This is a genomic window from Caballeronia sp. BCC1704, assembly GCF_902833455.1.
Taxonomy (GTDB): Bacteria; Pseudomonadota; Gammaproteobacteria; order Burkholderiales; family Burkholderiaceae; genus Caballeronia.
Map to the genome: position 1 here is coordinate 2,070,375 of NZ_CADFFT010000001.1, position 26,714 is coordinate 2,097,088.

25 protein-coding genes, 3 tRNA genes and 1 rRNA gene are annotated in these 26,714 nt (G+C 64.3%); 5 read left to right on the forward strand and 24 right to left on the reverse strand.

Annotated elements, in window-relative coordinates; genetic code table 11:
• Positions 1-56: 56 nt before the first annotated feature.
• The 4 genes from HWX53_RS09645 to gltX form a co-directional block, all read right to left on the reverse strand.
• Positions 57-133 (reverse strand) — tRNA-Asp (locus HWX53_RS09645).
• Between the two features lie 76 nt (positions 134-209).
• Positions 210-285, reverse strand: a tRNA-Glu gene (locus HWX53_RS09650).
• A 155-nt stretch (positions 286-440) separates the two neighbouring features.
• Positions 441-516, reverse strand: a tRNA-Ala gene (locus tag HWX53_RS09655).
• Between the two features lie 138 nt (positions 517-654).
• Entirely contained in the window at positions 655-2,061 is a 1,407-nt protein-coding gene (gltX, locus tag HWX53_RS09660; protein WP_175940514.1) for a glutamate--tRNA ligase, read from the reverse strand.
• Positions 2,062-2,353: 292 nt separating this feature from the next.
• Here gltX and HWX53_RS09665 point away from each other — a divergent pair, with 292 nt between their 5' ends.
• Positions 2,354-3,304 (forward strand): patatin-like phospholipase family protein, encoded by a 951-nt coding sequence (locus HWX53_RS09665; RefSeq protein ID WP_244140059.1) that lies wholly within the window; start codon positions 2,354-2,356, stop codon positions 3,302-3,304.
• A 45-nt stretch (positions 3,305-3,349) separates the two neighbouring features.
• On the opposite strand, the gene HWX53_RS09670 is transcribed toward HWX53_RS09665, so the two are convergent.
• The 13 genes from HWX53_RS09670 to HWX53_RS09730 all read right to left on the reverse strand — a co-directional run bounded on the left by HWX53_RS09670 (position 3,350) and on the right by HWX53_RS09730 (position 16,120).
• Positions 3,350-4,603 carry a cytochrome c gene (locus HWX53_RS09670; protein WP_175940516.1) on the reverse strand — a complete coding sequence of 418 codons (1,254 nt, stop codon included), beginning with the start codon at positions 4,601-4,603 and terminating at the stop codon, positions 3,350-3,352.
• Positions 4,600-5,172, reverse strand: a complete 573-nt coding sequence (locus HWX53_RS09675) for a (2Fe-2S)-binding protein (RefSeq protein ID WP_175940517.1) — start codon at positions 5,170-5,172, stop codon at positions 4,600-4,602. Before HWX53_RS09675 ends, HWX53_RS09670 begins: the two co-directional genes overlap by 4 nt.
• Complete coding sequence (locus HWX53_RS09680) at positions 5,169-7,988, reverse strand: molybdopterin cofactor-binding domain-containing protein (RefSeq protein ID WP_175940518.1); 2,820 nt, start codon at positions 7,986-7,988, stop codon at positions 5,169-5,171. Before HWX53_RS09680 ends, HWX53_RS09675 begins: the two co-directional genes overlap by 4 nt.
• Before the next feature lie 309 nt (positions 7,989-8,297).
• Positions 8,298-8,495, reverse strand: a complete 198-nt coding sequence (iscX, locus tag HWX53_RS09685; RefSeq protein ID WP_175940519.1) for a Fe-S cluster assembly protein IscX — start codon at positions 8,493-8,495, stop codon at positions 8,298-8,300.
• A gap of 14 nt (positions 8,496-8,509) precedes the next feature.
• Entirely contained in the window at positions 8,510-8,851 is a 342-nt protein-coding gene (fdx, locus tag HWX53_RS09690; protein WP_175940520.1) for an ISC system 2Fe-2S type ferredoxin, read from the reverse strand.
• Between the two features lie 25 nt (positions 8,852-8,876).
• Complete coding sequence (hscA, locus tag HWX53_RS09695) at positions 8,877-10,742, reverse strand: Fe-S protein assembly chaperone HscA (RefSeq protein WP_175940521.1); 1,866 nt, start codon at positions 10,740-10,742, stop codon at positions 8,877-8,879.
• A gap of 75 nt (positions 10,743-10,817) precedes the next feature.
• Positions 10,818-11,348, reverse strand: coding sequence for a Fe-S protein assembly co-chaperone HscB (gene hscB, locus HWX53_RS09700; RefSeq protein WP_175940522.1), 531 nt, complete (start codon positions 11,346-11,348; stop codon positions 10,818-10,820).
• Positions 11,349-11,432: 84 nt separating this feature from the next.
• Complete coding sequence (iscA, locus tag HWX53_RS09705) at positions 11,433-11,756, reverse strand: iron-sulfur cluster assembly protein IscA (protein ID WP_175940523.1); 324 nt, start codon at positions 11,754-11,756, stop codon at positions 11,433-11,435.
• Between the two features lie 99 nt (positions 11,757-11,855).
• Complete coding sequence (gene iscU / locus HWX53_RS09710) at positions 11,856-12,284, reverse strand: Fe-S cluster assembly scaffold IscU (protein WP_175940524.1); 429 nt, start codon at positions 12,282-12,284, stop codon at positions 11,856-11,858.
• A gap of 48 nt (positions 12,285-12,332) precedes the next feature.
• The gene (locus HWX53_RS09715; protein WP_175940525.1) at positions 12,333-13,556 is read right to left on the reverse strand and encodes an IscS subfamily cysteine desulfurase; all 1,224 of its coding nucleotides are present in this window, start codon (positions 13,554-13,556) and stop codon (positions 12,333-12,335) included.
• A gap of 89 nt (positions 13,557-13,645) precedes the next feature.
• On the reverse strand, positions 13,646-14,173 hold the full coding sequence (gene iscR, locus HWX53_RS09720; RefSeq protein WP_040050918.1) for a Fe-S cluster assembly transcriptional regulator IscR: 528 nt from the start codon (positions 14,171-14,173) through the stop codon (positions 13,646-13,648).
• A gap of 128 nt (positions 14,174-14,301) precedes the next feature.
• Complete coding sequence (locus HWX53_RS09725) at positions 14,302-14,784, reverse strand: low molecular weight protein-tyrosine-phosphatase (protein WP_175940526.1); 483 nt, start codon at positions 14,782-14,784, stop codon at positions 14,302-14,304.
• Between the two features lie 130 nt (positions 14,785-14,914).
• Positions 14,915-16,120 (reverse strand): patatin-like phospholipase family protein, encoded by a 1,206-nt coding sequence (locus tag HWX53_RS09730; protein WP_175940527.1) that lies wholly within the window; start codon positions 16,118-16,120, stop codon positions 14,915-14,917.
• A gap of 432 nt (positions 16,121-16,552) precedes the next feature.
• On the opposite strand from HWX53_RS09730, the gene rlmJ reads away from it, so the two are divergent.
• A complete protein-coding gene (rlmJ, locus tag HWX53_RS09735; protein WP_175940528.1) occupies positions 16,553-17,398 on the forward strand; it encodes a 23S rRNA (adenine(2030)-N(6))-methyltransferase RlmJ in 846 nt (281 codons plus the stop codon).
• Positions 17,399-17,408: 10 nt separating this feature from the next.
• Here the strand turns inward: rlmJ and HWX53_RS09740 are convergent, their stop codons facing one another.
• On the reverse strand, positions 17,409-17,753 hold the full coding sequence (locus tag HWX53_RS09740; protein ID WP_241269778.1) for a hypothetical protein: 345 nt from the start codon (positions 17,751-17,753) through the stop codon (positions 17,409-17,411).
• Between the two features lie 99 nt (positions 17,754-17,852).
• On the opposite strand from HWX53_RS09740, the gene HWX53_RS09745 reads away from it, so the two are divergent.
• Positions 17,853-18,257, forward strand: coding sequence for a DUF305 domain-containing protein (locus tag HWX53_RS09745; protein WP_175940529.1), 405 nt, complete (start codon positions 17,853-17,855; stop codon positions 18,255-18,257).
• Between the two features lie 95 nt (positions 18,258-18,352).
• Here HWX53_RS09745 and HWX53_RS09750 read toward each other — a convergent pair whose 3' ends face one another.
• Entirely contained in the window at positions 18,353-18,499 is a 147-nt protein-coding gene (locus HWX53_RS09750) for a DUF3563 family protein (RefSeq protein WP_175940530.1), read from the reverse strand.
• A gap of 222 nt (positions 18,500-18,721) precedes the next feature.
• A complete protein-coding gene (gene cueR, locus HWX53_RS09755) occupies positions 18,722-19,108 on the reverse strand; it encodes a Cu(I)-responsive transcriptional regulator (protein ID WP_175940531.1) in 387 nt (128 codons plus the stop codon).
• Between the two features lie 94 nt (positions 19,109-19,202).
• On the opposite strand from cueR, the gene HWX53_RS09760 reads away from it, so the two are divergent.
• Entirely contained in the window at positions 19,203-19,409 is a 207-nt protein-coding gene (locus HWX53_RS09760; protein WP_175940532.1) for a cation transporter, read from the forward strand.
• Positions 19,406-20,335 carry an SDR family oxidoreductase gene (locus tag HWX53_RS09765; RefSeq protein ID WP_175940533.1) on the forward strand — a complete coding sequence of 310 codons (930 nt, stop codon included), beginning with the start codon at positions 19,406-19,408 and terminating at the stop codon, positions 20,333-20,335. The genes HWX53_RS09760 and HWX53_RS09765 overlap by 4 nt, the downstream gene beginning before the upstream one ends.
• A gap of 1 nt (position 20,336) precedes the next feature.
• Here HWX53_RS09765 and HWX53_RS09770 read toward each other — a convergent pair whose 3' ends face one another.
• The 4 genes from HWX53_RS09770 to rrf all read right to left on the reverse strand — a co-directional run bounded on the left by HWX53_RS09770 (position 20,337) and on the right by rrf (position 26,538).
• Complete coding sequence (locus tag HWX53_RS09770; protein WP_244140024.1) at positions 20,337-23,801, reverse strand: error-prone DNA polymerase; 3,465 nt, start codon at positions 23,799-23,801, stop codon at positions 20,337-20,339.
• 5 nt (positions 23,802-23,806) lie between these two features.
• Positions 23,807-25,411 carry a DNA polymerase Y family protein gene (locus HWX53_RS09775; RefSeq protein WP_244140025.1) on the reverse strand — a complete coding sequence of 535 codons (1,605 nt, stop codon included), beginning with the start codon at positions 25,409-25,411 and terminating at the stop codon, positions 23,807-23,809.
• Positions 25,356-26,219: a translesion DNA synthesis-associated protein ImuA gene (gene imuA, locus HWX53_RS09780; RefSeq protein WP_175940535.1), complete on the reverse strand. Its 864-nt coding sequence runs from the start codon at positions 26,217-26,219 to the stop codon at positions 25,356-25,358. The genes HWX53_RS09775 and imuA overlap by 56 nt, the downstream gene beginning before the upstream one ends.
• Positions 26,220-26,424: 205 nt before the next feature.
• A 5S ribosomal RNA gene (gene rrf, locus HWX53_RS09785) occupies positions 26,425-26,538 on the reverse strand.
• Positions 26,539-26,714: the final 176 nt, after the last annotated feature.

Here is a 26,714-nt window from a genome sequence, read left to right on the forward strand (position 1 = left end):
CCCGCGGCGAAAAAAAACCGGCTGATCAGCCGGAGTATTTCCTGCTCGCAAAATGTTGGCGGAGCGGACGGGGCTCGAACCCGCGACCCCCGGCGTGACAGGCCGGTATTCTAACCAACTGAACTACCGCTCCAGCTCTTTCCTTGCTCCACGAGGCTCTAGTCACCTCATGAAACCGACAGCGCATTCTCTAGCAGCCGCCTGAATTCTGGCGTCCCCTAGGGGATTCGAACCCCTGTACTCACCGTGAAAGGGTGATGTCCTAGGCCTCTAGACGAAGGGGACAGAAACTTGTGATTCTGTCTTTACCGCTTGCCTCGCTGATTTACTGCTGCAAATCAGCGAAGACCGAGATTCTAAACAACTTCGCGTTACTTGTGAAGTATTTTTTGCGACTTCCGAAACCCGGAGAACAACTTCGCAATCACTTCATCTGTTCTTGGTGGAGGTAAGCGGGATCGAACCGCTGACCTCTTGCATGCCATGCAAGCGCTCTCCCAGCTGAGCTATACCCCCTTGCAGAACAGAAACGAGATTCTATAGGCCGCTTTTGAAGTTGTAAATACCTTCTGGCGATAGAACTGACAATTTTTTCACTTATCACTTCGGGAGCGCGCGCAGGGGCTTCTTCAGCGATCTTGCGCGCGTCTATGCTTAAGCGGCCGCGCGCTCCAGACGACGCAGCACCGTATCGCGGCCGAACAGCATGAGCACGATGTCGATGGACGGCGTATGCGTCGTGCCCGCGACGAGCAGGCGCACCGGCATCGCGAGTTGCGGCATCTTCAGCTTGTGCGCGCCGAGCGTCGCCTTCAATGCCGCCGAGATGCCCTCCTTGGTCCACTCGGCTTGTTCGAGCGCCGCGCGCAGGTCCGCGATCGCGGGCCGCACCGCGTCGGTCACATGCTGCGCGAACGCGTCGGCTTCGATCGTGGGCTCGCGGTAGAACATCGCGGCGTTGTCGGCGATGTCCTTAACCGTCGACGCGCGATCCTTCAGCAGCCCGACGACCTGATCGAGCGGCGCGCCGTTGTCGATTGCCGCGGCGTCGATCCCGGCTTGCAGCAGGAACGGCCGCGTCAGTTCGGCGAGCCGCGCGTTGTCCGCTTCCTTGATGTAGTGCGCATTCAGCCAATTGAGCTTGTCGTGGTCGTATTGCGCGGGCGACTTGCCGAGATGCTCCAGATCGAACCATTCGATGAACTGCTCGCGCGAGAAGATCTCCGCATCGCCGTGCGACCAGCCGAGCCGAGCCAGATAGTTGACGACCGCCTCCGGCAAGTACCCCGCGTCGCGGTATCCCATCACGGCCATCGCGCCGTGACGCTTGCTCATCTTTTCGCCCTGCTCGTTCAGCACGGTCGGCAGATGCGCATAAACCGGCGTCTCGCCGCCGAGCGCGCGCAGGATGTTGATCTGGCGCGGCGTGTTGTTCACGTGGTCATCGCCGCGGATCACGTGCGTGATCTCCATGTCGAGATCGTCGACGACCACGCAGAAGTTGTACGTCGGCGTGCCATCGGGGCGCGCGATCACGAGGTCGTCGAGTTCTTCGTTCGAGATCTCGATTCGGCCCTTCACCGCGTCGTCCCACGCGACCACGCCCGTCAGCGGATTGCGAAAGCGCACCACCGGCTTCACGCCTTCCGGAATCGGCGGCAGCGTCTTGCCCGGTTCTGGACGCCACGTGCCGTCATAGCGCGGCTTTTCGCCGGCGGCGCGCTGGCGCTCGCGCAACGCGTCGAGTTCTTCCGTCGACATATAGCAGTGATACGCGAGACCCTTCTCCAGCATCTGGCCGACGACCTCGCGATAACGGTCCATGCGTTGCATCTGATAGAACGGGCCTTCGTCGAAATCGAGGCCAAGCCACGCCATGCCTTCCAGGATCGCGTCGACGGACGCCTCTGTCGAACGTTCGACGTCCGTATCCTCGATACGCAGCACGAAGGTCCCTTTCATCTTGCGCGCGAACGCCCACGGATAGAGCGCGGAGCGGATGTTGCCGAGATGGATGAAGCCGGTCGGGCTCGGGGCAAAGCGGGTACGGACTTGGGTCATTGCTGTTTTCTCGATGGACTCGAATGTTTGCGCTCGCCCGGCGAAAAGAAGCGGCCGAGCGAGAGAGCGAAGAGGCGAACGGGCGGCGCGTGAAAGCGCCGTTGGCTCTTGCACGAAAGCGGTTGCCGGCCGGGATGCACGCACGTCGGACACGCGTCGGGCACCGGCTCGATGACCCGAAATTATACCCGCCGCCCGCCTCGCGCCTGAGCCGGCGCCTTTTGTTTTATGATGTGCGCGCCGTTTCTTGAGCACCCGGAAACGCGCATGCAACTGCACACTCGCCGCATCGCTGGAGTCTCACTTGGAATCATCGTCACGTCTTCTTTCACGCCGTGCATTCTCGCTCGCGGCGGCGTCGTCCATTCTTGCGGCCTGCACGAGCACGAGCGGCGGCGGCCTCGGCGGCAAGAGTTCCCCGGTCGCGAATACGCCGGCCCCGGAACCGCAACGCGCCGCGCGAATCGGCCTCGCGCTCGGCGGCGGCGCGGCGCGCGGGTTTGCGCATATCGGCGTCATCAAGGCGCTCGAAGCGCGCAACGTCCGCGTCGATCTGGTCGCGGGCACGAGCGCGGGTTCGGTGATCGCGGCGTTGTACGCGTCCGGCATGACCGGCATCGCGATGAACAAACTGGCGCTGACGATGGACGAAGCCTCCATCAGCGACTGGGCGATGCCCTTTCGCGCGCGCGGCATCCTGCAAGGCGTGGCGCTGCAGAACTTCCTGAACAAGACGCTCGACAACCGGCCGATCGAAAAGATGGCGAAGCCGCTCGGCATCGTCGCCACCGACCTCAAAACCGGCCAGCCGATTCTCTTTCAGCGCGGCAATACCGGCGTGGCCGTGCGGGCGTCGTGCAGCGTGCCGTCGATCTTCGAGCCGGTGAAGATCGGCGACCACGAATATGTCGATGGCGGACTCGTGAGCCCGGTGCCCGCCGCGTTCGCGCACAAGATGGGCGCGGATTTCGTGATCGCGGTCGATATCTCCGCGCGGCCCGAAACAGCGCTCACGCAGAGTTCGTTCGACGTGCTGATGCAGACGTTCACCATCATGGGCCAGTCGATCAAGGCGTACGAACTCGACAAATACGCGAACGCGGTCATCCGCCCGAATCTGAACGCGATGAGCAGCAGCGACTTCAGCCAGCGCAACGCCGCGATCCTTGCGGGCGAAGAAGCGGTGTCGAAGATGTGGCCGACGTTGCAGCGGCAACTGGCCGAGCGCGGCATGCGCGTTTGACGGCATCAAAAAGACGAAGGCCACGCAATGCGTGGCCTTCGCGCATCAGCGCAGCGACTTCACCTTGTCGGCGGTGATATCGCCGGGCTGGCCGCCCCATGTGGCCCGCAGGTAGTTGGCCAACTGCGCGATCTGCTCGTCGCTGTACGTCGCGGCGAAGCTTGGCATCGGCTGCATGCGCTCCACGCCGGCGAACGGCTGCGCTTCGATGCCGTCGAGCATCGATACGATCAGATTGTGCGCGTCGCCCTGGCGCAGCGTCGAGTTGTCCTTCATCGCGACAGCGACGTGCGGCTTGCCCTCGCCTTCGCGTCCGTGACAGCCGGCGCACGAATCGAGATACAGATTGCGGCCGGCCGCGAGTTGTTCCGCGGCGGCCGATTGCAGCTTAACCGGCGCTGGCGCGGGGGGCGCGTCGCCGAGCAGATACGTCGCGAGCGCGCGGGCGTCATCGCGATTCAGATGCTGCGTGCTCAGATACACGACCCGATGCATTTCGCCGAAAGCCGATCCCTGCCGCGCGACGCCCGTCGAGAAGTACGCCTGCAAGTCCGCGCCGGCCCAGCCGCGCGCCGCCAATGCAGCCGGCGTGATATCCGGCGCGGCGATGCGTCCGAGCGCGCCGCCCTGCAGCGTCTTCGCGTCCGCGAGCTGACCGAACGCGCCGCGCGGCGTGTGGCATTCCGCGCAGTGTCCGAGCGCGTTGGCGAGGTAGCGGCCGCGCGTCCAGTCGGCCGATTGGCCTGCGGATGCATCGGGCAGCGCGTCGTTCACAAACAGCATGTCCCAGAACCGCACCGCGAAACGCATGTTGTACGGAAAGCGCAGACTCGCTTGGACGTTCGGCACCGCGGCGGGCTTTTGCGCCATCAGGTAAGCGTAGATAGCGTCGCTGTCTTCGCGCGACATCTGCCGGTACGACGTGTACGGCATCGCGGGATACAGCTTGCCATGCGGCGTCTTGCCGTCGTGCAGTGCCGCGTAGAACGCGTCGGACGTCCATTTGCCGATGCCGTACTTCGCATCGGGCGTGATGTTGCTGCCATAGAACGTGCCGAATTGCGACTCCAGCTTCACGCCGCCCGCGAACGGCGCGCCGCCTTCGGCCGTGTGGCAGGCAGCGCAGTCAGCCGCTTGCGCGAGGTAGCGTCCGCGAGCGACGACTTCCGGCGAAGCGGCGGCCTTCTGCGCCACATCGCCATCGCTGTGGCACGCGGACAGCGCGAGCGCGGACAGTGCAAACGGAAGCACACGCATCAACGAGCGGCGCACGGTACGCGTCATGATCGATTTCATCATGCGGCGTCCTTCACGAGTCCGGGCGTGGCGAGCACGAGGTCCTTCACGGCTTCGTAGTAGCGCACATAGCCCGTGCAGCGGCAGATGTGGTCGTTGAGCGCGGCCATGATCGTCGCTTCGATCTGATCCTTCGCGATCGGCTCGCGCTTGAGCCGCTCGAGCAGCACCGTCGTCGCGTTGACGAAACCCGGCGTGCAATAGCCGCACTGGAAGCTGAAATGATCGAGGAACTGCTGCTGCACCGGCGACAGTTCGACCACCTCGCCGCGTTCGTTGCGCTTCGCGTGTTCTTCGATGGTCCGCACCGTCTTGCCGTCGAAGAAGTGCGCGCCGTTGATGCACGTGCGCACTTCCTCGCTCGTGCCGTCCGCGTGATCGACGATCACCACGCACGCATGGCACACGCCCTGCCCGCAGCCCAGCCGCGAGCCCGTGAGACCGGCGTATTCGTGCAGAAAGTCGATCATCGGCAAACCGGACGGCACCGGCATCGGGCCGACCTTGTTGCCGTTGATCGTCATCGAGAGCGAGCGCATGTCGACGCCCGCGGCGGATGGGATGGCCGTCATGCGAGCACCTCCTGAATGTTTTGCGGCGTCACCGGCAGGTCGGTGAAGCGATGGCCGATCGCGTGCGCGATCGCGTTGACGATGGCCCCGACCACCGGAATCATCACCACTTCGGCGATGCCCTTCGGCGGATCGGTCTCACTGAGCGGCGACAGCACGTCGCTGGTCTGATTCCACACGGCGACATCGCTCGCGAGCGGCAGCCGGTAGCGGTTGAAGTTCCACGTGCCGTTGCCGGGGCCGTCTTCGTAGAGCGGCAGATACTCGTGCAGCGCGTGCCCGATGCCCATCGCGAGGCCGCCCTGCAACTGCCCTGACACGAGTTGCGGCGCGATCGGATTGCCGCATTCGAGAATCGAGTGATGCGACAGCAGTTCGACCTTGCCGCTCGCCTCGTTCACGGCCAGTTCGACGAGCGTGCCCACCGCGCTGTAGTACGTGACCATCGCGTTATTGCGCTGCACGGGCGGAATCATCACGCGCTTGCGGTCGAGCACGCGATATCCATTGGCGGTGGTCTTGCCTTTATCTACGGCACCGCTGCCGAAGCGCACCGACAAGCCGTCGAGCGGCAACTGATCGGCCGCGCCCGCGATGTCGAACTGCGCTTCGCTCCACTGCCAGCGGTTGAACGTGTGCACGACCGCGCCGGTCGCGAGTCCGAGTTCGTGCGCCTTCTTCGCGAGGACGTCGAACGGAATCGGCTGGAGGCCGTCGGCGGACAGCTTGCCGTCTCTCCAGCGCGCGTCTTCGATTCGCACGACGAACGATGCCGCCTGACCGCCGCCGATGCCTTGGCCCCAGATCGCCATCGCGGCGGGCCAGAGGCCGTGGCGGAACAGCACGCGCGCCGCCTCGCGCGTCGCGTGCGAGAAGTAGTACGCAGAATTCGTCGCGCTCGCCGGCGACATGTACGCGGGCGACCAGCGCGGATTCGCGCTCAGCCTGTCCTGCTCGGCCTGCGACATGAGGTACGGATCGCCGCTCGTGACGACGGGCAGATCCGCCCAGTCGGTGACGGCCATGTGGACCTCGGCGGCGGGCTTGCCGAGCCACTTTGCGACGACGAGCGCCTGCGCCGTGGATGATCCCGTGCCGATCTCCGCGCCCGAGTGCGAGAGCGCGATGCGTCCGTCCGCGCTGAATTCGACTTTGGCGAACGCGCTCTCCGCGCCGGTGCCGAAGTCTTTCTGCACGCACGCGAAGCCAACGCCATAGCGCATGCCCGGATGCGCGGCTTCGTACTCCGCCTTGCGTTGCGCGCGCCCCGCCCACAGCGGATGCGCCTTCGCCTGCCGCAGCACGTCTTCCGCGCGCACGGCGCCTGCCGGAATCGCGCCTTGCGTGTTCTTCATGCCGGTGCGCATGACGTTGGCTAGACGCAGGTCGATCGGGTCCGTGCCGAGTTGCGCGGCGATGTCGTCGATCATCATTTCGGTCGCCGCCATGCTTTGCAGCGTGCCGTAGCCGCGCGCCGAGCCAGCGTCGACCGCCCGCGAAGCGATGGCGACCGCGGTCAGGTCGCTCTGCGGAATGTAGTAGATGGATTGCGCGGCGGTCGCGCCGACCATCGCCACCGACGGCGAGAAATTGCAGCGTCCGCCGCCGTTCGCGATGAACTCGCCCTTGAACGCCTGAATCTTGCCGGTCTTCCTGTCGACCGCCATGCGATATCGCATGTCGAACGCGTGGCGCTTGAGCGAGCTTTGAAACTGCTCGAAGCGGTCGAACGCGAGACGCACCGGGCGGCCGTCGCCGTACATCGCCGCGACGAGACCGTAGAACGGCACGTTGAAGTGATCCTTCGAACCGTAGCCGACCGTGTAGCACGGATGCAGGAACAGCTTCTTCACCGTGAAGCGCGATTTCGTCGCCATCTCCAGCGCGCTCTGCGCGACTTCATACGGCCCTTGCGTCGGCACGACCATGTGCAGCGACTGCGTTGCGGCGTCGTACCAGCAGTTCGCGTTGTCGGGCTCGAGCGCGGCGGTATCGACGGATTGCGTCGTGTATTCGCGATCCACGACGAGCCATTCTCCCGGCGGATGATCCAGCGCGTTCGCGATGGCCTGCGCGTGGAACATGCCCTGCTCGTCGAGCTTGCCGTGTTCGTTGGCGTCGGCCCAGACGGGCTCGCGCTTTTTCATCATGTGCGGGAAAAGCGGCGAGTCTTTCAGGCTGGAGAACGCGTCGTCGTCGAACGGCGTCTTGCCGCCCACGCGCACGAAGCGGAACGACGCCCACGGATCGCGCTCGATGAAACCCGTCGTCGCGCCGTAGCGGACGACGCCTTCGCGGAACTGGAGCTTGTCCTTCGCGAGACGGAAGCGCGCGAAGTCGTGATAGATCAGGATGGCGACCGCCTGGCCGAGATAGGCGGGCGTCTTGCCGGCGGGCAACAGCATGTCGTCGCCGTAGAAGGCGGGAAACGCGAGCTTGTCGCGCGCGAGGTCATCCGCCGTCACGACGCGATCGGGCGCGAGCCCGCCGTCGAGGATCGAAAGGTCGATGCCTTCGTACAGGCGATCCGCGAGCGTCGTGCGCAGGATCAGCGCATGCGATTGCTCCTGCGGCCAATGCGGCATGTCCTTCGCGCGGATATCGCGTGCGAAGACTTTGTCGCCTGTGACTTTCGCGATGCCGTCGATGCGGAACTTCGGATAGCCGCTCGTCGCATGCCATTGAACGGGCGTCAGAATGCGCTCTTCGAACAGCGCGGCGAACGCGCGGCTGCCCAAAGGCGCGATGAACACGGATACGCCCGCGAGCGCCCCCGCCTTCAGAAAACCGCGACGCGACAGGCCGAGTTTCCCCATGTACTTCTCCTCGAATGAACGCCTTCTGGACGCGCGCAGGCGCTGACGACCGCGCCGCCGCGGCGCGGTCGTCGTGACATTCGTTTGCAATGCAAAGGATCGAACCGCAAGCAGCGACGGTGTCCGGACGTTATGGTGACGGCCGGCATCGTTTGCCGGCACGCAGAGGGCGGGATTTTAAGGGGCCGATGCACGCGCAACAACGCGCGCGGCGTCAAGTTCTGTCAAGATTCGGCGCGACTTGTATAAACGAAAACGGCGGCGCTCTTGCGAGCGCCGCCGTCGTTCAACAATCAGCGAGAGACGGACTCAGTAGTCCGCGTCTTCGATCCACGCCGCCTGAATGGCTTCGAGGATCTTTTCGTTCGATTTCTGCGGGTCGTCGTCGAAACCTTCCAGCTCGGTCACCCAGCGATGCAGGTCCGTGAAACGCACATATTGCGGATCGACATCCTGGTGCGCGTCGGTCAGGGCCATCGCGATCTCCTGAGTATCTGTCCACTTCATGAGCGAGCCTCCTGTCAGTGATTTTCTTTGGCGTGATTGATGGAGTACCGGGGAATCTCGACCACGAGATCGTCCTCGGCGGGCATCATCGCCTGACATGATAACCGCGATGTCGGCTCGAGACCCCAGGCTTTGTCGAGCAGATCGTCTTCGTCCTCGCTCGACGGTTCGAGCGCGTTGAAGCCCTCGCGGATGATGACGTGACAGGTCGTGCACGCGCACGACTTCTCGCACGCGTGCTCGATCTCGATTCCGTGTTCCAGCAGGTTGTCGCAGATGCTCTTGCCGACATCGGCGTCGATCACCGCGCCGTTGGGGCAAAGTTCGACATGAGGCAGCACAACGATTTGAGGCATGGTTTTCCGTGAATGCTTGAGTGAATCAGACGTCGTCGAGCTTGCGGCCCGCGAGCGCGCGGCGAATGCTCTTGTTCATGCGGCGCGCGGCGAATTCGTCGGTGGCGGCGGCGAGCGCCTTCGTCGCCTCGTCGATCTGCTCGACCGACTCGCTTTGCGAGCGCGTCGCCAGTTCGCCGATCAGCGTTTCGATCTGCGCGCGTTCGGCGTCGTCGAGCAATTCGCCGTCGGCGGCAAGCGCGGCCTGCGTCGCTTCGATCAGCCGCTGCGCTTCGACGAGCGCCTCGCGCAGCGCGCGGGCGCGCATGTCGGTCTCGGCGGTCTTGAAGCTCTCTTCGAGCATGCGGGCGACGTCGTCATCGGCGAGACCGTACGACGGCTTCACCACCACCGACGCCTCCACGCCCGATGTCTGCTCGCGCGCAAAAACCGACAGCAGACCGTCCGCGTCCACCTGATACGTGACGCGGATGCGCGCCGCGCCCGCCGCCATCGGCGGAATGCCGCGCAATTCGAACCGCGCGAGCGAGCGGCAGTCGGAGACGAGCTCGCGCTCGCCTTGCACGACGTGGATCGCCATCGCCGTCTGGCCGTCCTTGAAGGTCGTGAAGTCCTGAGCGCGCGCCGTCGGAATGGTCGAATTGCGGGGAATGATCTTCTCGGTGAGACCGCCCATCGTTTCTACGCCGAGCGACAGCGGAATCACGTCGAGCAGAAGCCAGTCGTCGCCCTCGCCGCGCCGGTTGCCCGCAAGCAGATCCGCCTGAATCGCGGCGCCCAGCGCGACGACCTGGTCCGGGTCGAGATTGACGAGCGGCGGCTGGCCGAAGAACGCTTCGACCGCGCGGCGGATCACCGGCATGCGCGTCGCGCCGCCGACCAGCACGACGCCCTTGATATCGGCGGGCGTCACCTTCGCGTCGCGCAGCGCCTTCTTGGTCGGCCCGAGCGTGCGCGCGACGAGCGATTCGGTGAGCGCGGCGAATTGCGCTTCGGTCACGGCCACGTCGATGGTATCGCCCGACGACAGGCTCGCCTGCACGCGCGTTTCGCTCGCCGACGACAGCGCCTCTTTCGCCGTGCGCACGCGATCGAGCAGCAGGCGCACGTCTTCCGGCGTCTTCGGCTGGATGCCGGCTTGCGTCAGCACATGGCGATACAGCGCGTGATCGAAGTCGTCGCCGCCGAGCGCGGAATCGCCGCCCGCCGCGAGCACTTCGAACACGCCCTTCGTGAGCTTCAGGATGGACAGATCGAAGGTGCCGCCGCCGAGATCGTAGACGGCGTACAGCCCTTCGGAAGCGTTGTCGAGGCCGTACGCGATGGCCGCGGCCGTCGGCTCGTTGAGCAGGCGCAGCACGTTGAGGCCCGCGAGCTTCGCGGCGTCCTTGGTGGCCTGGCGCTGGGCTTCATCGAAATAGGCGGGCACCGTGATGACCGCGCCGACGAGATCCTCGCCGAGCGTGTCTTCCGCGCGGTAACGCAGCGTCGCGAGAATCTCCGCCGACACTTCGACCGGGCTCTTCACGCCGTCGACCGTGCGAATCTGCACCATGCCGGGCGCGTCCACGAAATCGTACGGCGCGTTTTCCGCGCCTTCCACTTCGCTCTTGCCGCGGCCCATGAAGCGCTTCACCGAGACGATCGTGTTGCGCGGGTCCGTCGCGGCTTCTTCCTTCGCGATACGGCCGATGCGCCGGCCGCCCTTCTCCAGATAGCGCACCACCGACGGCAGCAGCACATGGCCGTCCTCGTCGGGCAACGCTTCGGGCACGCTGTTGCGCACGGCGGCCACGAGCGAGTTCGTGGTGCCGAGATCGATGCCGACCGCCACGCGCCGCTGGTGCGGCGCGGGCGCCATGCCGGGTTCTGAGATTTGCAGTAAAGCCATCGTTGGTCTTGTGGGGTTGTATGGCGCGCTGGGCCTGTGTTTTCTTGTCGTGCTGGAGTGCAAGTGCGCTCGTCTTCAGGCGTTTTCCAGCCGCTCGATCTGCGCGCCGATCTCATGCGCGACGCGCTCGATGAACATCAGTTGACGCACCGCTTCGCTCGCCGCCTGATCCGCATTGCTGTCGATCAGCGCTTCGAGTTTGGTAAAGCGCACGCGCTCTTCATCGCGCAGTTCGGTAAGCAGCGATTCCAGCGCGCCGATGTTCTTCGCCGCGGCGGCATCTTCGATATTCTCGCGCCATTCCATCTGCTGCATGAGGAATGCGGGCTCCATCGCCGTGTTGTTTTCCGCGCCCACGTCGATGCCGCGCAGCGACAACATATAGCGCGCGCGCTTTAACGGATCGCGCAGCGTTTGATACGCCTCGTTGGCGCGCGTGGCCCACTGCATCGCGAGCCGGCGTTGCGCGTCGCCGGCGGCGGCGAAGCGGTCGGGATGCACTTGCGCCTGCACAGTGCGGTAGGCGTCGTCGAGCCGGTCGCGGTCAACGGCGAAAGTCGGCGGCAGGCCGAAGAGATCGAAGTGGCTGTCGGTGAGCGTTGCCATGGCTGTGTCAGTGAGTTCGGGATGCGCGAATGAAAAAGGCGGCCCGCGCCGCCTCTTGTGCCGAAACCGCCGGCGTCACGCGCGTTACACGCGGAACGATTCGCCGCAGCCGCATTCGTCTTTCGCGTTCGGATTGTTGAAGCGGAAGCCTTCGTTCAGCCCTTCGCGGGCGAAGTCGAGCTCGGTGCCGTCCAGATACGCGAGGCTCTTCGGATCGATGACGATCTTCACGCCCGCCGATTCGAACACCATGTCTTCGGGTGCCAGTTCGTCGACATATTCGAGCTTGTAAGCCAGACCCGAGCAGCCGGTAGTGCGCACGCCCAGGCGCAGGCCCACGCCCTTGCCGCGCCGCGTCAAATACTTCTGCACGTGTTGTGCCGCCTTCTCCGTCAACGTGATTGCCATAGTCGTCGCGTCTCTCGCGCTCAAATCGTGCTTCCCGCAGCGCCGCCGCGTTCGTGCTGCGGCGCTGCGGCCTTTCCCTGCCACCTGCGTGATGCCCGCTTACGCAGCGTGCTGCTTCGCCTGCGCGTCGTCCGTTTGCGGCGCAGCCGCGCCGTGACGCTGCTTGTAGTCGGCGACCGCTGCCTTGATCGCGTCTTCCGCGAGAATCGAGCAGTGGATTTTCACCGGCGGCAGCGCCAGTTCTTCGGCGATCTGCGTGTTCTTGATCGACAGCGCCTCGTCGAGCGTGCGGCCCTTCACCCATTCGGTCACGAGCGAGCTCGACGCGATGGCCGAACCGCAGCCGTACGTCTTGAACTTCGCGTCCTCGATGATGCCGTCCGCGCCCACGCGAATCTGCAGCTTCATCACGTCGCCGCATGCCGGCGCGCCGACCATGCCGGTGCCGACAGCGTCGTCGTCCTTCGCGAACGAGCCGACGTTGCGCGGGTTTTCGTAGTGGTCCAGAACCTTGTCGCTATAAGCCATGATTCAACTCTCCGTATGTTCGTTTCGCGTGGACGCAGTGCGCTTCGTTCAGTGCGCCGCCCACTGGATGCTCGAAATGTCGATGCCGTCCTTGTGCATTTCCCAGAGCGGCGACAGATCGCGCAGTTTCGCAATCTTGCTCTTGAGCAGGTTGACGACGTAATCGACGTCCTGCTCGGTCGTGAAGCGGCCGACCGTGAAGCGGATCGAGCTGTGCGCGAGTTCGTCGTTGCGGCCAAGCGCGCGCAGCACATACGACGGCTCGAGCGAGGCCGACGTACACGCCGAACCCGACGACACCGCGACATCCTTCACCGCCATGATCAGCGACTCGCCTTCGACGAAATTGAAGCTGATATTGAGGTTGTGCGGCACGCGGCGTTCCATGTCGCCGTTGACGTACACCTCTTCGATTTCCTGCAGGCCGTGCAGCAGCCGGTCGCGCAGCATGCGGATGCGCTCGTTTTCCGTCGCCATTTCTTCGCGCGCGATGCGGAACGCCTCGCCCATGCCGACGATCTGATGCGTCGCAAGCGTGCCGGAACGCATGCCGCGCTCGTGGCCGCCGCCGTGCATCTGCGCTTCGATGCGCACGCGCGGCTTGCGACGCACATACAGCGCGCCGATGCCCTTCGGGCCATACGTCTTGTGCGCCGAGAACGACATGAGATCGACCTTCAGCTTTTGCAGATCGATCTGAATCTTGCCGGTGGCCTGCGCCGCATCGACGTGGAAAATGATGCCCTTCTCACGCGTGATCTCGCCGATCGCCTCGATGTCCTGAATCACGCCGATCTCGTTGTTCACGCTCATCACGGAAACGAGAATGGTGTCCGGGCGAATCGCCGCCTTGAACGTGTCGAGGTCGATCAGGCCGTCTTCCTGCACGTCCAGATACGTGACTTCGTAGCCTTCGCGCTCCAGCTCGCGGCAGGTGTCGAGCACAGCCTTGTGCTCGGTCTTCACCGTGATGATGTGCTTGCCCTTGCTCTTGTAGAAGTGCGCCGCGCCCTTGATGGCGAGATTGTCCGATTCCGTCGCGCCCGACGTCCAGATGATCTCGCGCGGATCGGCGTTCACCAGCGCGGCGACCTGCTCGCGCGCTTCTTCGACCGCGCGCTCCGCGTCCCAGCCGTACTGGTGGCTGCGCGAGGCCGGATTGCCGAACTGCTCGCGAAGATACGGAATCATCTTGTCCACCACGCGCGGATCGATCGGCGTCGTCGCGCTGTAGTCCATGTAAATGGGCAGGTGGGGGATATCGTTGTTCATCAGTCGCTCCGGGAAAATCGGTCAAATCGCTTGGCTGGGTCGCTGGCGCCGCGTTGCAGTACGTTCTGCGGTTCGCGGCGGCCGGGCGGTCAGCCAGCCAGATTGAAAATGGAATTCGGACCCTTGGGCACGACGCGCGCAGCCTCGACGCCTGCCGGTTCCGCGCGCCGGTCGCGCAGCACCGCTGCCGAGCCTTCGCGGGCGCGTTGCTGGTCGACCAGATCTTTCAGCGAGACGGAATCGAGATACTCGACCATCTTCTGATTGAGCGTCGCCCAGAGTTCGTGGGTCATGCAGTGGCCGTCGTGCTGCTTCGTGCCTTCGCACGTGCCCTTGCCGCCACACTGGGTCGCGTCGATCGGCTCGTCCACCGCGATGATGATGTCCGCCACCGTGACGTTCTCCGCCCGGCGCGCGAGGTTGTACCCGCCGCCCGGACCGCGCACCGATTCGACGATCTCGTGCCGACGCAGCTTGCCGAACAGTTGTTCGAGATAGGAAAGCGAGATGCGCTGGCGCTGACTGATGCCTGCCAGCGTCACCGGGCCCTGCTCCTGGCGCAGCGCCAGGTCGATCATCGCCGTGACGGCGAAACGGCCTTTCGTGGTGAGTCTCATAATTGGGGGCTAACGCTAATACTCGATGATTTTGATCAAGTATAAATATCCCACAGTTTTAGTCAAGTATCCAGGCGGAATAAGTAACGATTTAGTCGATCTTTTCGCCGCCAGCAGCGCGCGGCGAGCTACGGCCGAAGCTGCGCCCGCAGCGCGTTCAACAAGCCTTCGCAGGCGTCCTCGCACTGGTCCAGCACGCGCTCGAAGCCTTCGTCGCCGCCGAAATACGGATCGACGACCACGCGGCTGTCGTCGCGGGTCGCAAACTCCATCAGGAGCCGGATCTTGTCGCGGTACTCCGGGGGACAGACCGACGTGAGCGCGGCAGCGTTGGCGTCGTCCATGACGATGAAGAGGTCGAAGCGCGCAAAGTCTGCTGCGGCCACCTGACGGCCGCGCAGCGCCGAGAGATCGTAGCCGCGCTTTTTCGCCGCGCGCTGGGCGCGCTCGTCGGGCGGCTGGCCGATGTGCCAGTCGCCCGTGCCCGCAGAATCGATGACGATCCGGTCAGCCAGTCTCGCCCGCTCGACCAGTTCGCGCATGACCGCTTCCGCACTGGGCGACCGGCAGATATTGCCGAGACAGACGAAGCAGATTGCGATCGAATTCATCGGGCCGAACGGGGAAATGGGTGTGGGACGCCGCGCAGACAACCGCGGGTTCGAATGCGCTCGGATTATACAAAGGCTCGTCGGAACGCGCCCGGACGGGCCCGCGACCGGCGCTCTCCCCCGCGCAGGATCAGCCCTTTTCGCGATGAATGTCGTGCGTGACGAAGCCGCTTTCGCCGTCCGGCATGTCGAGCCAGTCGCGGTGCGCGAGCGTGCGGCGGATATCCGCGAGCCCGGTCTCCCAGTGCTCGCGCATCGTCGAGAAGCCGAACTGATAGTCCTTGTACTGGCCCTCGTACTCCTTCTGCCGATAGATCAGGTGAATGATGTTGTAGCGCTTGGAGCACGCCAGTTCGGCGGCGCGTCGGCACCACTCGTCGGTGTTGCGAAGCGTCTCGGGCACGAGGTCGAGGACGTGCTTAAGCACCTTGCGGTAACGCTGGGCACGCTGCATCTCGTCCGTGACGAGCCGGGTGCGGCTCGAATACTGCACGTCCTTGATGCGGCCCGTGACATCGACGATGTTGTCCGGCACCGGGCCGCGCGCGCTCCAGAGATCGACCTGGAACGCGAGCGTGTCGCGACGCGGCGTGGCTTGCGCGACCTCGTAAAGCGGCGTGTTCGACATGAGGCCGCCGTCCCAATAGAACTGTCCGTCGATCTCGACGGCGGCAAAGCCCGGCGGCAGCGCGCCCGAGGCCAGAAAATGCTCGGCGCGCAGCTTCGTTCGCGTATTGTCGAAGTACGCGAAGTTGCCGGTTGCCACGTTCACGGCGCCGACCGACACGCGCGTCTCGCCCGAATTGATGCGGTCGAAGTCGCAAAGGCGTTCAAGCGTAGCCTTGAGCGGAGTCGTATCGTAATAGCTCGCGGTCTCGGGCGAACTCGATGCCACCGGCGACGGCGGCGGAAAGCGCGGCGCGAAGAAGCCCTTCTGCCCTTCGACGAGCGCATCGACCGCCTGCAACGCGGTAAAGGCCTTTCGAATCTGGTCGGTCGAATCGAAGAACGCGCGCTCGACGAACGCGGGCAACGGAAAGCCGAACGCCGGCTGACAGATGGTTTCCCAGAATTCCCGCAGCCGCTCGACGCGATTCTCCGGCGCGTTCCCCGCGATGATCGCGGTGTTGATCGCGCCGATCGAGATGCCGGCGATCCAGTTCGGGTGAATGTCCGCCTCGTGCAAGCCCTGGTAGACGCCGGCCTGATACGCGCCGAGCGCACCGCCGCCCTGAAGCAGGAGCGCGATGGTCTCGTAGGGCGGCAAGCTGATGCGCGGCGCTTGTTCGTGGCTGCGTTCGCTTCCGAGGGCTTGCTTGTCGTCGCTTTCTGACATGGGGCCTCGTTCCTTATTGCCTGTACGAGCCGCGGCTCACGACGAACGATTGCCCTGTGCGTGGCGCCGGTTCGAACGCGGTCTGCGCCGCGTCTTCGACCGTTGTGGACACGCCGTCCACGATGCCTGTGACCACCGCCGTGTTGCCGTCCAGCTTACCGTTCTGTGACGTGCCAAGCTCCTGTCGGAAGACTGAATGACAACACGCGGACCATGCGACCATCAAGCCGGCCAATCGGCATAGGCGGATTCGCGTTCGCTCGCAAGGATCGCCTAGGCCGTTCGGCCAGCTATTGCGCGAAGCCGGGAGCGGCTATTGTGCATGAACGTAGCGGTGCGTCGCAGCCGCCGGCCGAGCCGAATAACCGCGCCTACGTGCTCCGCTACAATTGATCGCTTTCGCTTTTCATCGCTTCTTGCGGGTCACTCGTCATGCTCAGTTACCGTCATGCCTTTCACGCGGGCAACCACGCCGATGTGCTGAAGCACGCCATTGTCATTCAGATGCTTCGATATCTCGGGCTGAAAGACAAATCGTACTGGTACATCGACACGCATGCCGGCGCGGGCGTGTATTCGCTAGCGGAAGGCTTCGCGGCGAAGAACGCCGAGTACGAATCGGGCATCGCGCGATTGTGGGATCGCACCGACTTGCCGCCGCTGCTCGCCAATTACGTCGATGAAGTAAAGGCGTTGAATCCGGACGGCGCATTGCGCTTCTATCCGGGCTCGCCGTATCTGGCTTGGCGCGCGCTGCGCGAGCAGGACCGCATGCGGCTTTTCGAGCTACACAGCACGGAAATCGACGTGCTGCGTCATAACTTCCGCGACGCCGGCCGCCGAGCGATGATCTACGACGGCGACGGATTCGAAGGCATCAAGGCGATCCTTCCTCCGCCGCCGCGCCGCGCGCTGGTGCTGATCGATCCGTCTTACGAAGACAAGCGCGACTACGCGCGCACCGTCGAATGCCTGGAAGAATCGCTCAGGCGCTTCGCCACCGGAACCTATGCGGTGTGGTATCCGCAAGTTTCTCGCATCGAGTCGCAACGTTTCGCCGATCAGTTGAAGGCCATCCAACCGACGGGCTGGCTGCATGCGACGCTCACCGTCAAGGCGCCGCCGGCGGACGGCCTCGGCTTGTTCGGCAGTGGCATGTTCATCTTGAATCCGCCGTATAAGCTCGCGAGCGAGTTGAAGCAGGCGTTGCCCTATCTCGTCGATGCGCTCGGTCAGGATGCAGGCGCTGCTTTCAAACTGGAGCAACGAGCGGACTGATTGCGTCGGATCAGGGGTACGCTTCCCGTCGCCTGCGCGAGTGGCTCGGGTTAGTCGTCGCGGGGGTCGCAGTCTGCCCGCCATATTCGACGTACGGCGAAACCACGATCGGCTGCTGCTCCTGTGGCGGCAGTCCGGGTAACGTCGCCATCGGGACCATGCCCGGCGCGCCGAGGGGCGCGCTTTGCAGGACCGTCCCGCTCACGCCGCTATGAATGCCGGTCTGCGTATCGAGCACGAGCGGTTCGCCGCCGGGCTTCGCGAATGCCGAGTTGCCGTGGCAAAGCGCCACGGCGAACACCGCGCAGGCTGCGAGCAGGCGGGTCTGCGTCGCCTTGGAGATGTGGCGTGTCATCGATCGCTCTATTCGGTAGACGAAACGGCTTTACCTTACCCCGGTGGCAAGCTTTAGGCTAGGCGCTTACATCCACTTGACCGTTCTTTCGGGAGAATCATGAAGTCGACACGGAATCTGCTGCGCGCGGTACTCGCCGTCATCACCGTTTCCTTCAGCGTAAGCGGCTTTGCCCAGACCGCGGCGCCGTCGCACGACGGCATGTCGGGCATGAAACATGGCACCACCGCCCACGCGGATGCGCCCTCGAATGCAGCTTTCGAGGCCGCCGATGAATCGATGATGTCGAGAATGTCGGACGTTCAGTACACGGGCAACGCCGACCGCGATTTCGTCGCGCACATGATTCCGCATCACGAGGGCGCGGTCGAGATGGCGAAGGTGGAACTGAAGTACGGAAAGGACGCGAAACTGCGCGAACTGGCGAAGGACATCGTCGCGGCGCAGGAGAAGGAAATCGCGTTTATGAAGCAGTGGCTGGCGACCCATCCCGCGCAGAAGTGACGTCGCTCTGAAAAAGCGCCGAAACGACAAAGCCCCGCATGGCGGGGCTTTTCATTTCAACACCTGGCGCGCTTCGCGATGCGCGGACTCGGGCTTCAGATGTTGTAGCCGTTGTTTTCGAGCGAACGGATACGCTTCTCGAGCTGGACGACGTCCGACGACTGAGCGAGGTACTCTTCGCGGCGGCGTTGTTCGGCGGCTTCGAACCAGATGCTGAGTTTTTCGAGCAGGATTGCAAACATGATGTTCTCCAAGGATTGGTGCTGGTCCCTGGCGGTTCGGGTCAGGGATAACCCGCATTAGGGATAACCCGGATTATAGCTGACCCAGCTGCATTGGGTGAGTGAAATGCCCGCATGGAGTGCATTCCGTTTCGGAATGGTGCTTGGTTTTCCGCTCGTCAAACAACTGATTTCTCAGCAGAATCTGACTTAGCCGCAGATTCGAGCACCATTTATGTGCACTCACTGCGCCAGTTTGTCCAATATCGGGCAGTCGGGGCGCTCGTCGCCATGGCAATGCCGTGCGAGGTGCGACAGCGTGTCACGCATGTCCGTCAGCTCCGCAATCCGGCGATCGAGTTCCGCGACATGTTCCAGCGCGATTGCCTTCACCTCTGCGCTGGCTCGCGTCCGGTCATGCCACAGCGCCAGCAGTTTGCGGATATCCTCGACGAGAAAGCCCAGACGCCGCGCTTGTCGCACGAACCGCAGCGCATGCACTTCCTGTTCGCCATACACGCGATATCCCGATGACGTCCGCCCGACCGGCGTGAGCAAGCCGACGCTCTCGTAATACCGGATCATCTTCGCGGTGACGCCCGACGCGCGGGCCGCTTCCCCAATATTCATCCTGTCCTCCCTCGACTTTCCGTCGACTCTACACCTTCCAATCATGGCAAGGTATACGATGTCGATACTCTCACTCATTTCAAGAGGAACCGATATGACCGAATTCGAAGTTCAGGGCATGAGTTGCCAGCATTGCGTCGCTGCCGTCACGCGTTCGATTCAGGAGATCGACCCAGAGGCGCAGGTTCGCGTCGATCTGGAACGCGGTACGGTCGCGGTTGAATCGACGCAGACGGAACAGGCGCTGAAGGACGCCATCGACGACGCCGGCTATACCGTCGTAGGCGCAGCTTCCGCATGACTGGCCGCAAGGGGTTCACCGTCGCGCTGATCGGCGCCTCCGGTCTTCTCGGGCGCGCAGTATCGGCTGAACTCGCCGGCGTGGCGCCGTGGCGCGTCGTGCATACCGCGCATCGGCGCACGAGTGCGGACTGCGTGCCGCTCGATATCCGCGATCACGACGCCGTGCGCGCCTTTCTGGGCCGGGAAAAGCCGGATTCCGTCGTGATCGCGGCAGCGGAGCGTCGGCCAGATGTGTGCGAGAACGACCCGCAACTCGCCCGCGCGCTCAACGTGGACGCGGTGCGCGTCATCGCTAGCGAAGCGAGTGCGCTCGGCGCGTGGGTCCTGTCGATTTCGACGGACTATGTTTTCGACGGCACGTCGGCGCCCTACTTTCCCGACGACGCGCCGGCGCCGCTGAACGCCTACGGTCGCAGCAAGCTCGACGGCGAGCGCGCGTTGCTGGAAGCCGATCCGCAATCGTGCGTGCTGCGTCTGCCGCTGCTTTACGGACCGGTCGTCGACTGGAGCGAATCGGCGGTGACGAGCCTGACGCCCGCCATCGTCGCCTCCGCCGATCCGATAAAAGCGCCGGCTTCGATGGATGCGTGGGCCACGCGTTACCCGACCTACACACCGGACGTCGCAGTGGTGATCCGGGGCATGCTCGAACATCACGCTCGCGGCGCGACGATTTCCGGCATCACCCAATGGTCCGGCGACGAACCGATGACGAAGTTCGATATCGCCGGGCGCATCGCGCGCGTGCTGAAGGTGGACGCGAAGCTCGTCGCGCAACGCGAGCCGACCGACGCGACGCCGCGCCCGCGCGATTGCCATCTGGATTCCGGCCGCCTGGAGGCGCTCGGCATCGGGCGGCGCACGCCGTTCGATACGGCGATCGAACAGCTGCTCGCGAATTATCCGGCGCTGCCGTCGTCGTGATTCAGTGAAAGTCGCGGCTCGACGCGGCAAGGCGCCCGAGCAGCGCCGTGTGGTCTTCGAGCCGTTGCGCGACCAGATGCCGCACGTCGCCCTCGTTCTGCCACACGCCATGCACGCCGAGGAGCGACGCGCCGAGCAGCACCTTGCGCTGTTTCTCGACGAGTCCCGGCCACACGATCACGTTGATCGCGCCGGTTTCGTCCTCGATCGAGACGAAGATCGTGCCGTTCGCCGTGCCCGGCCGTTGCCGCACCGTCACGATGCCGCACGCCCGCACGACGCGCCCGGTCTTGAGTTCCGCGAGATCAGCGGCCGTGCGGAAACGCAGGCGCGCCAGCCGCGCGCGCAACAGCGCGAGCGGATGACGATTGAGCGTGAGCCCGAGACTCGCGTAGTCATCGACGATTTCGCGGCCCTCCGATGCCTGCGGCAACGCGAGCGGCGCCTCGGGCATCGGCGCGTCGCGCAGCAATTCCGGCGCGCGCTGCTGCGCGGTCACCGCCCACCACGCCTGGCGCCGGTGCCCCGCGATGCTCGCGAGCGCGTTGCCCGCTGCGAGCGCCTCCAGTTCCCGGCGCGACAAGGCGGCGCGGCGCGTGAGATCGTCGACATCGACGAAAGGCGCCTCGGCGCGCGCGATCATGATCCGCTCGGCCGCGGCTTGCGGCAGACCTTTGATGAGTTGCAGGCCGATGCGCACGCCCGGCCCGCCCGCGCCGTATCGCTGTGCCGGCAACTGGACACGCGCGGCGAGCTTGCGCGCGCCGCGCCGCATGGTCTTGCGAAAGATCTGATGCGGCAACGGCGCGCCGTAAAACTGCTGACGCCGCTGCTCTTTGCCGGCATCGAAGACGACGCGCTCGCCCCTGCCCGGCGACAATTCGAGCACCGATTCCCAGTCGCTCAGCGAAACATCGGGCGCGAACACCTCGACGCCGTGCCGCCGCGCGTCCTGCACGAGTTGCGACGGCGAATAAAAGCCGAGCGGCTGACTGTTCAGGAGGCCGGCCAGAAACGCGGCGGGCTCGTAACGCTTGATCCACGCGCTGAAATAGACGAGCAGCGCGAAACTCGCTGAATGGCTCTCCGGAAACCCGTATTCGCCGAAACCCTCGATCTGCTTGCACACGCGCGCCGCGAACTCGTGCTCGTAGCCGCGCGCGAGCATCTTCTTCATGAGATCGGCCTGATACTCCTCCAGATGGCTGCCGCGTCGCCAGGCGGCCATCGCGCGTCGCAGCTGATCGGCCTGCTCGGCCGTATAGCCTGCCGCGACCATCGCGAGCTTCATCACCTGTTCCTGAAAAATCGGCACGCCGAGCGTACGGCCGAGCACGGGCCGCAGTTCTTCCTTCGGATAATCCTCTTCCTCCAGACCCTGCTTGCGCCGCAGATACGGATGCACCATACCGCCCTGAATCGGGCCGGGACGCACGATCGCCACTTCGATCACGAGGTCGTAATACTTTTGCGGCCGCAAGCGCGGAAGCATGCTCTGCTGCGCCCGCGACTCGATCTGAAATACGCCGATGGTGTCCGCGCGGCAACACATCTCGTAGACGGCTTTGTCCTCGCGGCGAATGTGCGACAGGCCGAATTGCGGAATGCCCCGCCGCAGCGCGACGAATTCGAGCGCGCGGCGGATCGCCGACAACATGCCGAGCGCGAGCACGTCCACTTTCAGGAGCTTGAGCTGGTCGATGTCGTCCTTGTCCCACTGGATCACGCAGCGGTCTTTCATCGCGGCGTTTTCGATCGGCACGAGTCGCGACAGCCGTTCCCGCGCGATCACGAAGCCGCCGACGTGCTGCGACAAGTGGCGCGGAAAGCCGCGTAGTTCGCGCGTCAGGCGAATGAGATGCCGCGTGATGTGCGAGTCTTCACTGAAGCCCGCTTCCCGCAGATAGCCGGCCACCGCCGACGGCCCGTCCCACCACTGCTGCGCCTTGCCGATGCGCTCGATCAGCGATGCATCCAGCCCGAGCGCGCGGCCCACGTCCTTCAGCGCGCTGCGCGTGTGATACGTCGTGACCGACGCCGCCAGCGACGCGCGATGCCGCCCGTATTTCCGGTAAATGTACTGAATGACTTCCTCGCGCCGCTGGTGCTCGAAATCGACGTCGATATCGGGCGGCTCGTTGCGCGCCTGGGAAATGAATCGCTCGACCAGCAGGCCCATTCTGACCGGATCCAGTTCGGTGATGAAAAGACAGAAGCAGATGATCGAATTCGCCGCCGAGCCGCGCCCCTGACACAGAATGCCCTTGCTGCGCGCAAAGGCGACGATGTCGTAGACCGTCAGGAAGTATTTCTCGTAGCCCAGGGCGGCGACGAGCGCCAGTTCCTTGTCGATGAGACCGATGGTGTCGGCATCGAACCCGTTCGGCCAGCGCACTTTCGCGCCCGCCATCACGCGTTTGCGCAGATAGCTCGCGGGCGTTTCGCCCGGCGGCACGAGTTCCTCGGGATATTCGTACTGAAGCTCGTCGAGACGGAACGTGCAGCGGGCCGCCACTTTCAGCGTTTCCGCGATAGCCGCCTTCGGATACAGCGCGCCGATGCGCAGGCGCGTGCGCAAATGCCGCTCCGCGTTTGCTTCGAGCGCATAGCCGCATTCGGCAAGCGGACGGCCGAGGCGAACGGCAGTCAGCGTGTCCTGCAAGGGCTTGCGCGAGCGCGCGTGCATCAGCGCGCCGCTTGCCGCGACGAGCGGCAGGCCGCTCGCCTCCGAAATGACGCGGCACGAAGCGAGGCGCTCGTCGTCGCTGCCGTCCTGCCAGAGTTCCAGCGCAAGCCACGCGCGGCCCGCCGCGAAGTTGGCGAGCCAGTGCGCGCGTTCGAGCGTGTCGGCGAGCGTGGCCGCGCGCTGCGGCACGAGAATCAGCAGGCAGTCGGGCAAATGCTTCAGATGCGCGATATCGCCGCGCAGATCGGCGGCATCCGTGGCATTGGACGACGCGGCCGGATCGGTGAAATCTTCCGGCCCCAGCCGATACTGGCCCTTCGGCGAACGCGAGCGCGCAAGCGAAATCAGCTCGGACAGATTGCCGTAGCCTTCGCGGTTCGTCGCCAGCGCGATGAGCGTGCAGAACGGCTGGCCGTCGGCATCGGTCAGATTCAATTCGCTGCCGATAATTAGCTTGAGTGTCGATTGGTCGGGCAACGGCTGGCCGGCGAGCCGCGCGGCCTCGACCGCGGCTTTGACTTTTGCCTCGATGTCCTTGATCGCCGCGTGCGCCCGCACGACGCCGGCGAGCGAGCATTCGTCCGTGATCGCGAGCGCGGTATAGCCGTGCTCGAGCGCCGCGGCGGCCAGTTCCTGCGGATGCGACGCGCCGCGCAGAAATGAGAAATTGCTGATGCAATGCAGCTCGGCGTATCCGGGCAGGAGCGTGGACGCGGACACGGCGCCGGAAAAGTCTCCGCCGTCGTCGGCCAGACCGATGATGTCGTTGAGATCGTCCATCGGCGTCATCCAAAGAATCCGTGCAGGAACCACGCGCCGCTCAGACGCTCGCGATACAGCCAGAACATGCGGCCGCGATCGTCGGAGGCGACGTAGTAATCGCGCTGGACGCCGTTGCCGTCCCACCAGCCCGCTTCGATGCGCTCGGTTCGGCTGATGAGCTTCAGCGGACGGCGATAGAACGGCCGCTCGTTGCGCAGTTGCAGCTTTTGCGGCGTTTCGAGGATCCACGAGGGGCGCGGCTGCGAAGGCACGGCGCGATCGGGAAGTTGCAGCGGCTCGTCGGTGTCGGTCTCTGGCTCGTCTTCCTGCGCTTCTTCGGTCGCTTCCTCGGGCGCAGTTTCGACATGCGCGTGCTTCGGCTTTTTTGTGCGCTTCGGCTTGATATCGCGCACTGCCTGATAGGGCTCGACCGTCATCGCTGCCTCAGGCCGATGATCCTCCCGCGCAACCAGTTGCACGACATTCTCCGCTCCCAGGCGCGCGCTCAGACGTTCGAGCAGTTGCGCCATCGATTCGTTGTCGGAAGTCGGCATCGGAAACAGCGTGTCGGACGGCGGCGCGTGCTCGCTGACTTTGTCGGCGAACAGCTTCATTTCGATGACTGGAGCGACGAGCGTCGTCTGATTCAGCTTTTCGCGCAGCAGCCAGAGGACGTGATCGGCGTCGCGCGTCGGCACGGCCCACGCGACCTCGAGCGTCGATGTTTTCGGCGCGTGGCGCGCGGCCAGTTCGTGCTCCAGCAGCAGCGAAAATTCGCTCACCGCGGCGTGATGCGCGCTCAGCCAGCCGGCCAGTTGCAGCACGAGCCGGCGCGCTGCGAACAGCAGCGCCTCGGCGCTTTCCACGCGTGCCTGCAATTCCAACCGAGCCTCGAACGATGCCGGCGCACAGAACGCCTCGCGCGGATCGGGCGCCTGCCCGTAAGCCTGCGCGAGCCATTGCAGAATGCCCTGCCCGAACCGCCGCGCGACGCCCTTGCGCGGCAGGCGGCGCAAATCGGCGAGCGTCGAACAGCCGATCTGTTCGAACACGTTCCCATGCGATTCCGCCGACGGAACCAGCGACACCGGCAACGCGTCTAACACGCGCACGAGCGTCGTCTCCTTCACGATACGCACGCGACGCGTCACGCGGCGAGTGCGCGCATGCGCGAGCAGCCAGGCGCCCCACGCGGTCGGCGCACAGCCCATTCGCGACGTAAAGCCGCATCCTTTCACCGTCGACGACACCTTGGCGATCAGCGCCCGCAAGCCGCCGAAAAGCCGCGTGCTCGCACCGACTTCCAGCAGCACCGTATTCGCATGCGCGAGCACGACTTTCGGCGTGAACGCGAGCAACGCCAGCGCCACCGCTTCGAGCGCGCGCTGCTCCGCGTTGACATCGACCGCGAGCAGCGTCAGCCGCGGCGCCAGCGCAAACGCGTGAGAGCGCGTGCTGCCGGGCCTCACTCCCAGCCGAAACGCGATGAGGTCGGGCAGCAGGATGCGCGCGTGATCGGCGAGCGCGAAACAGGGCTGATCGATGTCCTGCGCGGCGGGCGTGTCGGCGCGGTCATTCGGCGTCGGCCTCGCTCCAAGCGAAATCGAACCGGCCGATGCGCATGGCATCGATGGCGGCTTGACTGCTTCGAGCGATAAAAGCGGCAATGTCACCGCTATCCACAACATGTTTGACCTCTCGTGCTTTCCTTTGCTGGCTGGCGCGGCGCAGATGCTCGGGCAACGCGGGCAACTGCAGCGGCAAGCGCAAATGCAACGGCTTTTCCAGCAACGGACCGCGTCGCTTGATGATGCTGATCTCCAGCATGACGACTTGCATCCATTCGCGACGATTCATCGTTGGCGCGGCTGCGGGCAGCATCGGCTTGCAGACCATTCGCAGCGGCGCCGCCGAAGACTGCTTCGCGGCATTCAATGGACGAAACAGGAACGCCAGCGACTGCGACTCCTGCGCTGCGACCTGTAATCGCCGCAAGGCTTCGGGGCGCGCTTTGGGGAGCCAGATCAATACGGCGCCGATGCCCTCCTGCTTGAGCGACTGTTCCGCGGCCCATAACACCTGATCGTCGGGCGCTTTGACCCAGACGAGCTTATTCGGCGCGATGTTCATTGCCCGAAACGCGGCGTGATTGGGCATCCAGGGTGGCGCGATGAAGACGACGGAGCGGCTTTGAACCGTCGTCAAGTCCCGCAACGTGCGCGCGAGCAGCCGGATCTCACCGACGCCGCTTTCTTCGATCAGCACTTCGGTCACGGTGCCCGGCTGCCAGCCTGCGCCTGGCAACGCCAGGTCCAGCATTCGATAGCCGCTCGGAACGACGCCTGAATGCGAGGTGGTGAACTGCTCGCCTTGCCATAGCTGCTGCTGCAAGCGCGACGTCAGTCCGATGTCCAGTAATGAAAGTGCGGCACCCATGGATTCCCGTCTGCCGTATGCAGAGTCCGCTATGCGTGAACGCGATGCGGCCTCCGGTTAATACTGTACATTTATACAGTATTTCGGGCTGCACTGGGGTATGGGTGGGAAGATCCGAGGAGGTGAGACGGGGCGCGGGTTCGTGAGCCCCAAACGCAAAAACCCCACCTTTGCGGGGTGGGGTTTTTGTTTTGAGCAAGGGGGAGCCTGACGATTACCTACTTTCACACGGGCAATCCGCACTATCATCGGCGTGGAGTCGTTTCACGGTCCTGTTCGGGATGGGAAGGGGTGGGACCGACTCGCTATGGTCATCAGGCTTTAAGGGGATGTTGTCTCGCCTGTGGGGCGCTACAACCAATCGGGGAAGAAGTAGTGGTTTGGGGTAGTGACTGTGGGCACAGTCGCTACTCAACCGGTGGCGCACCCGCTTCGGGGTGGCTTAAAACACACCAGTTATAGGATCAAGCCTTACGGGCAATTAGTATCAGTTAG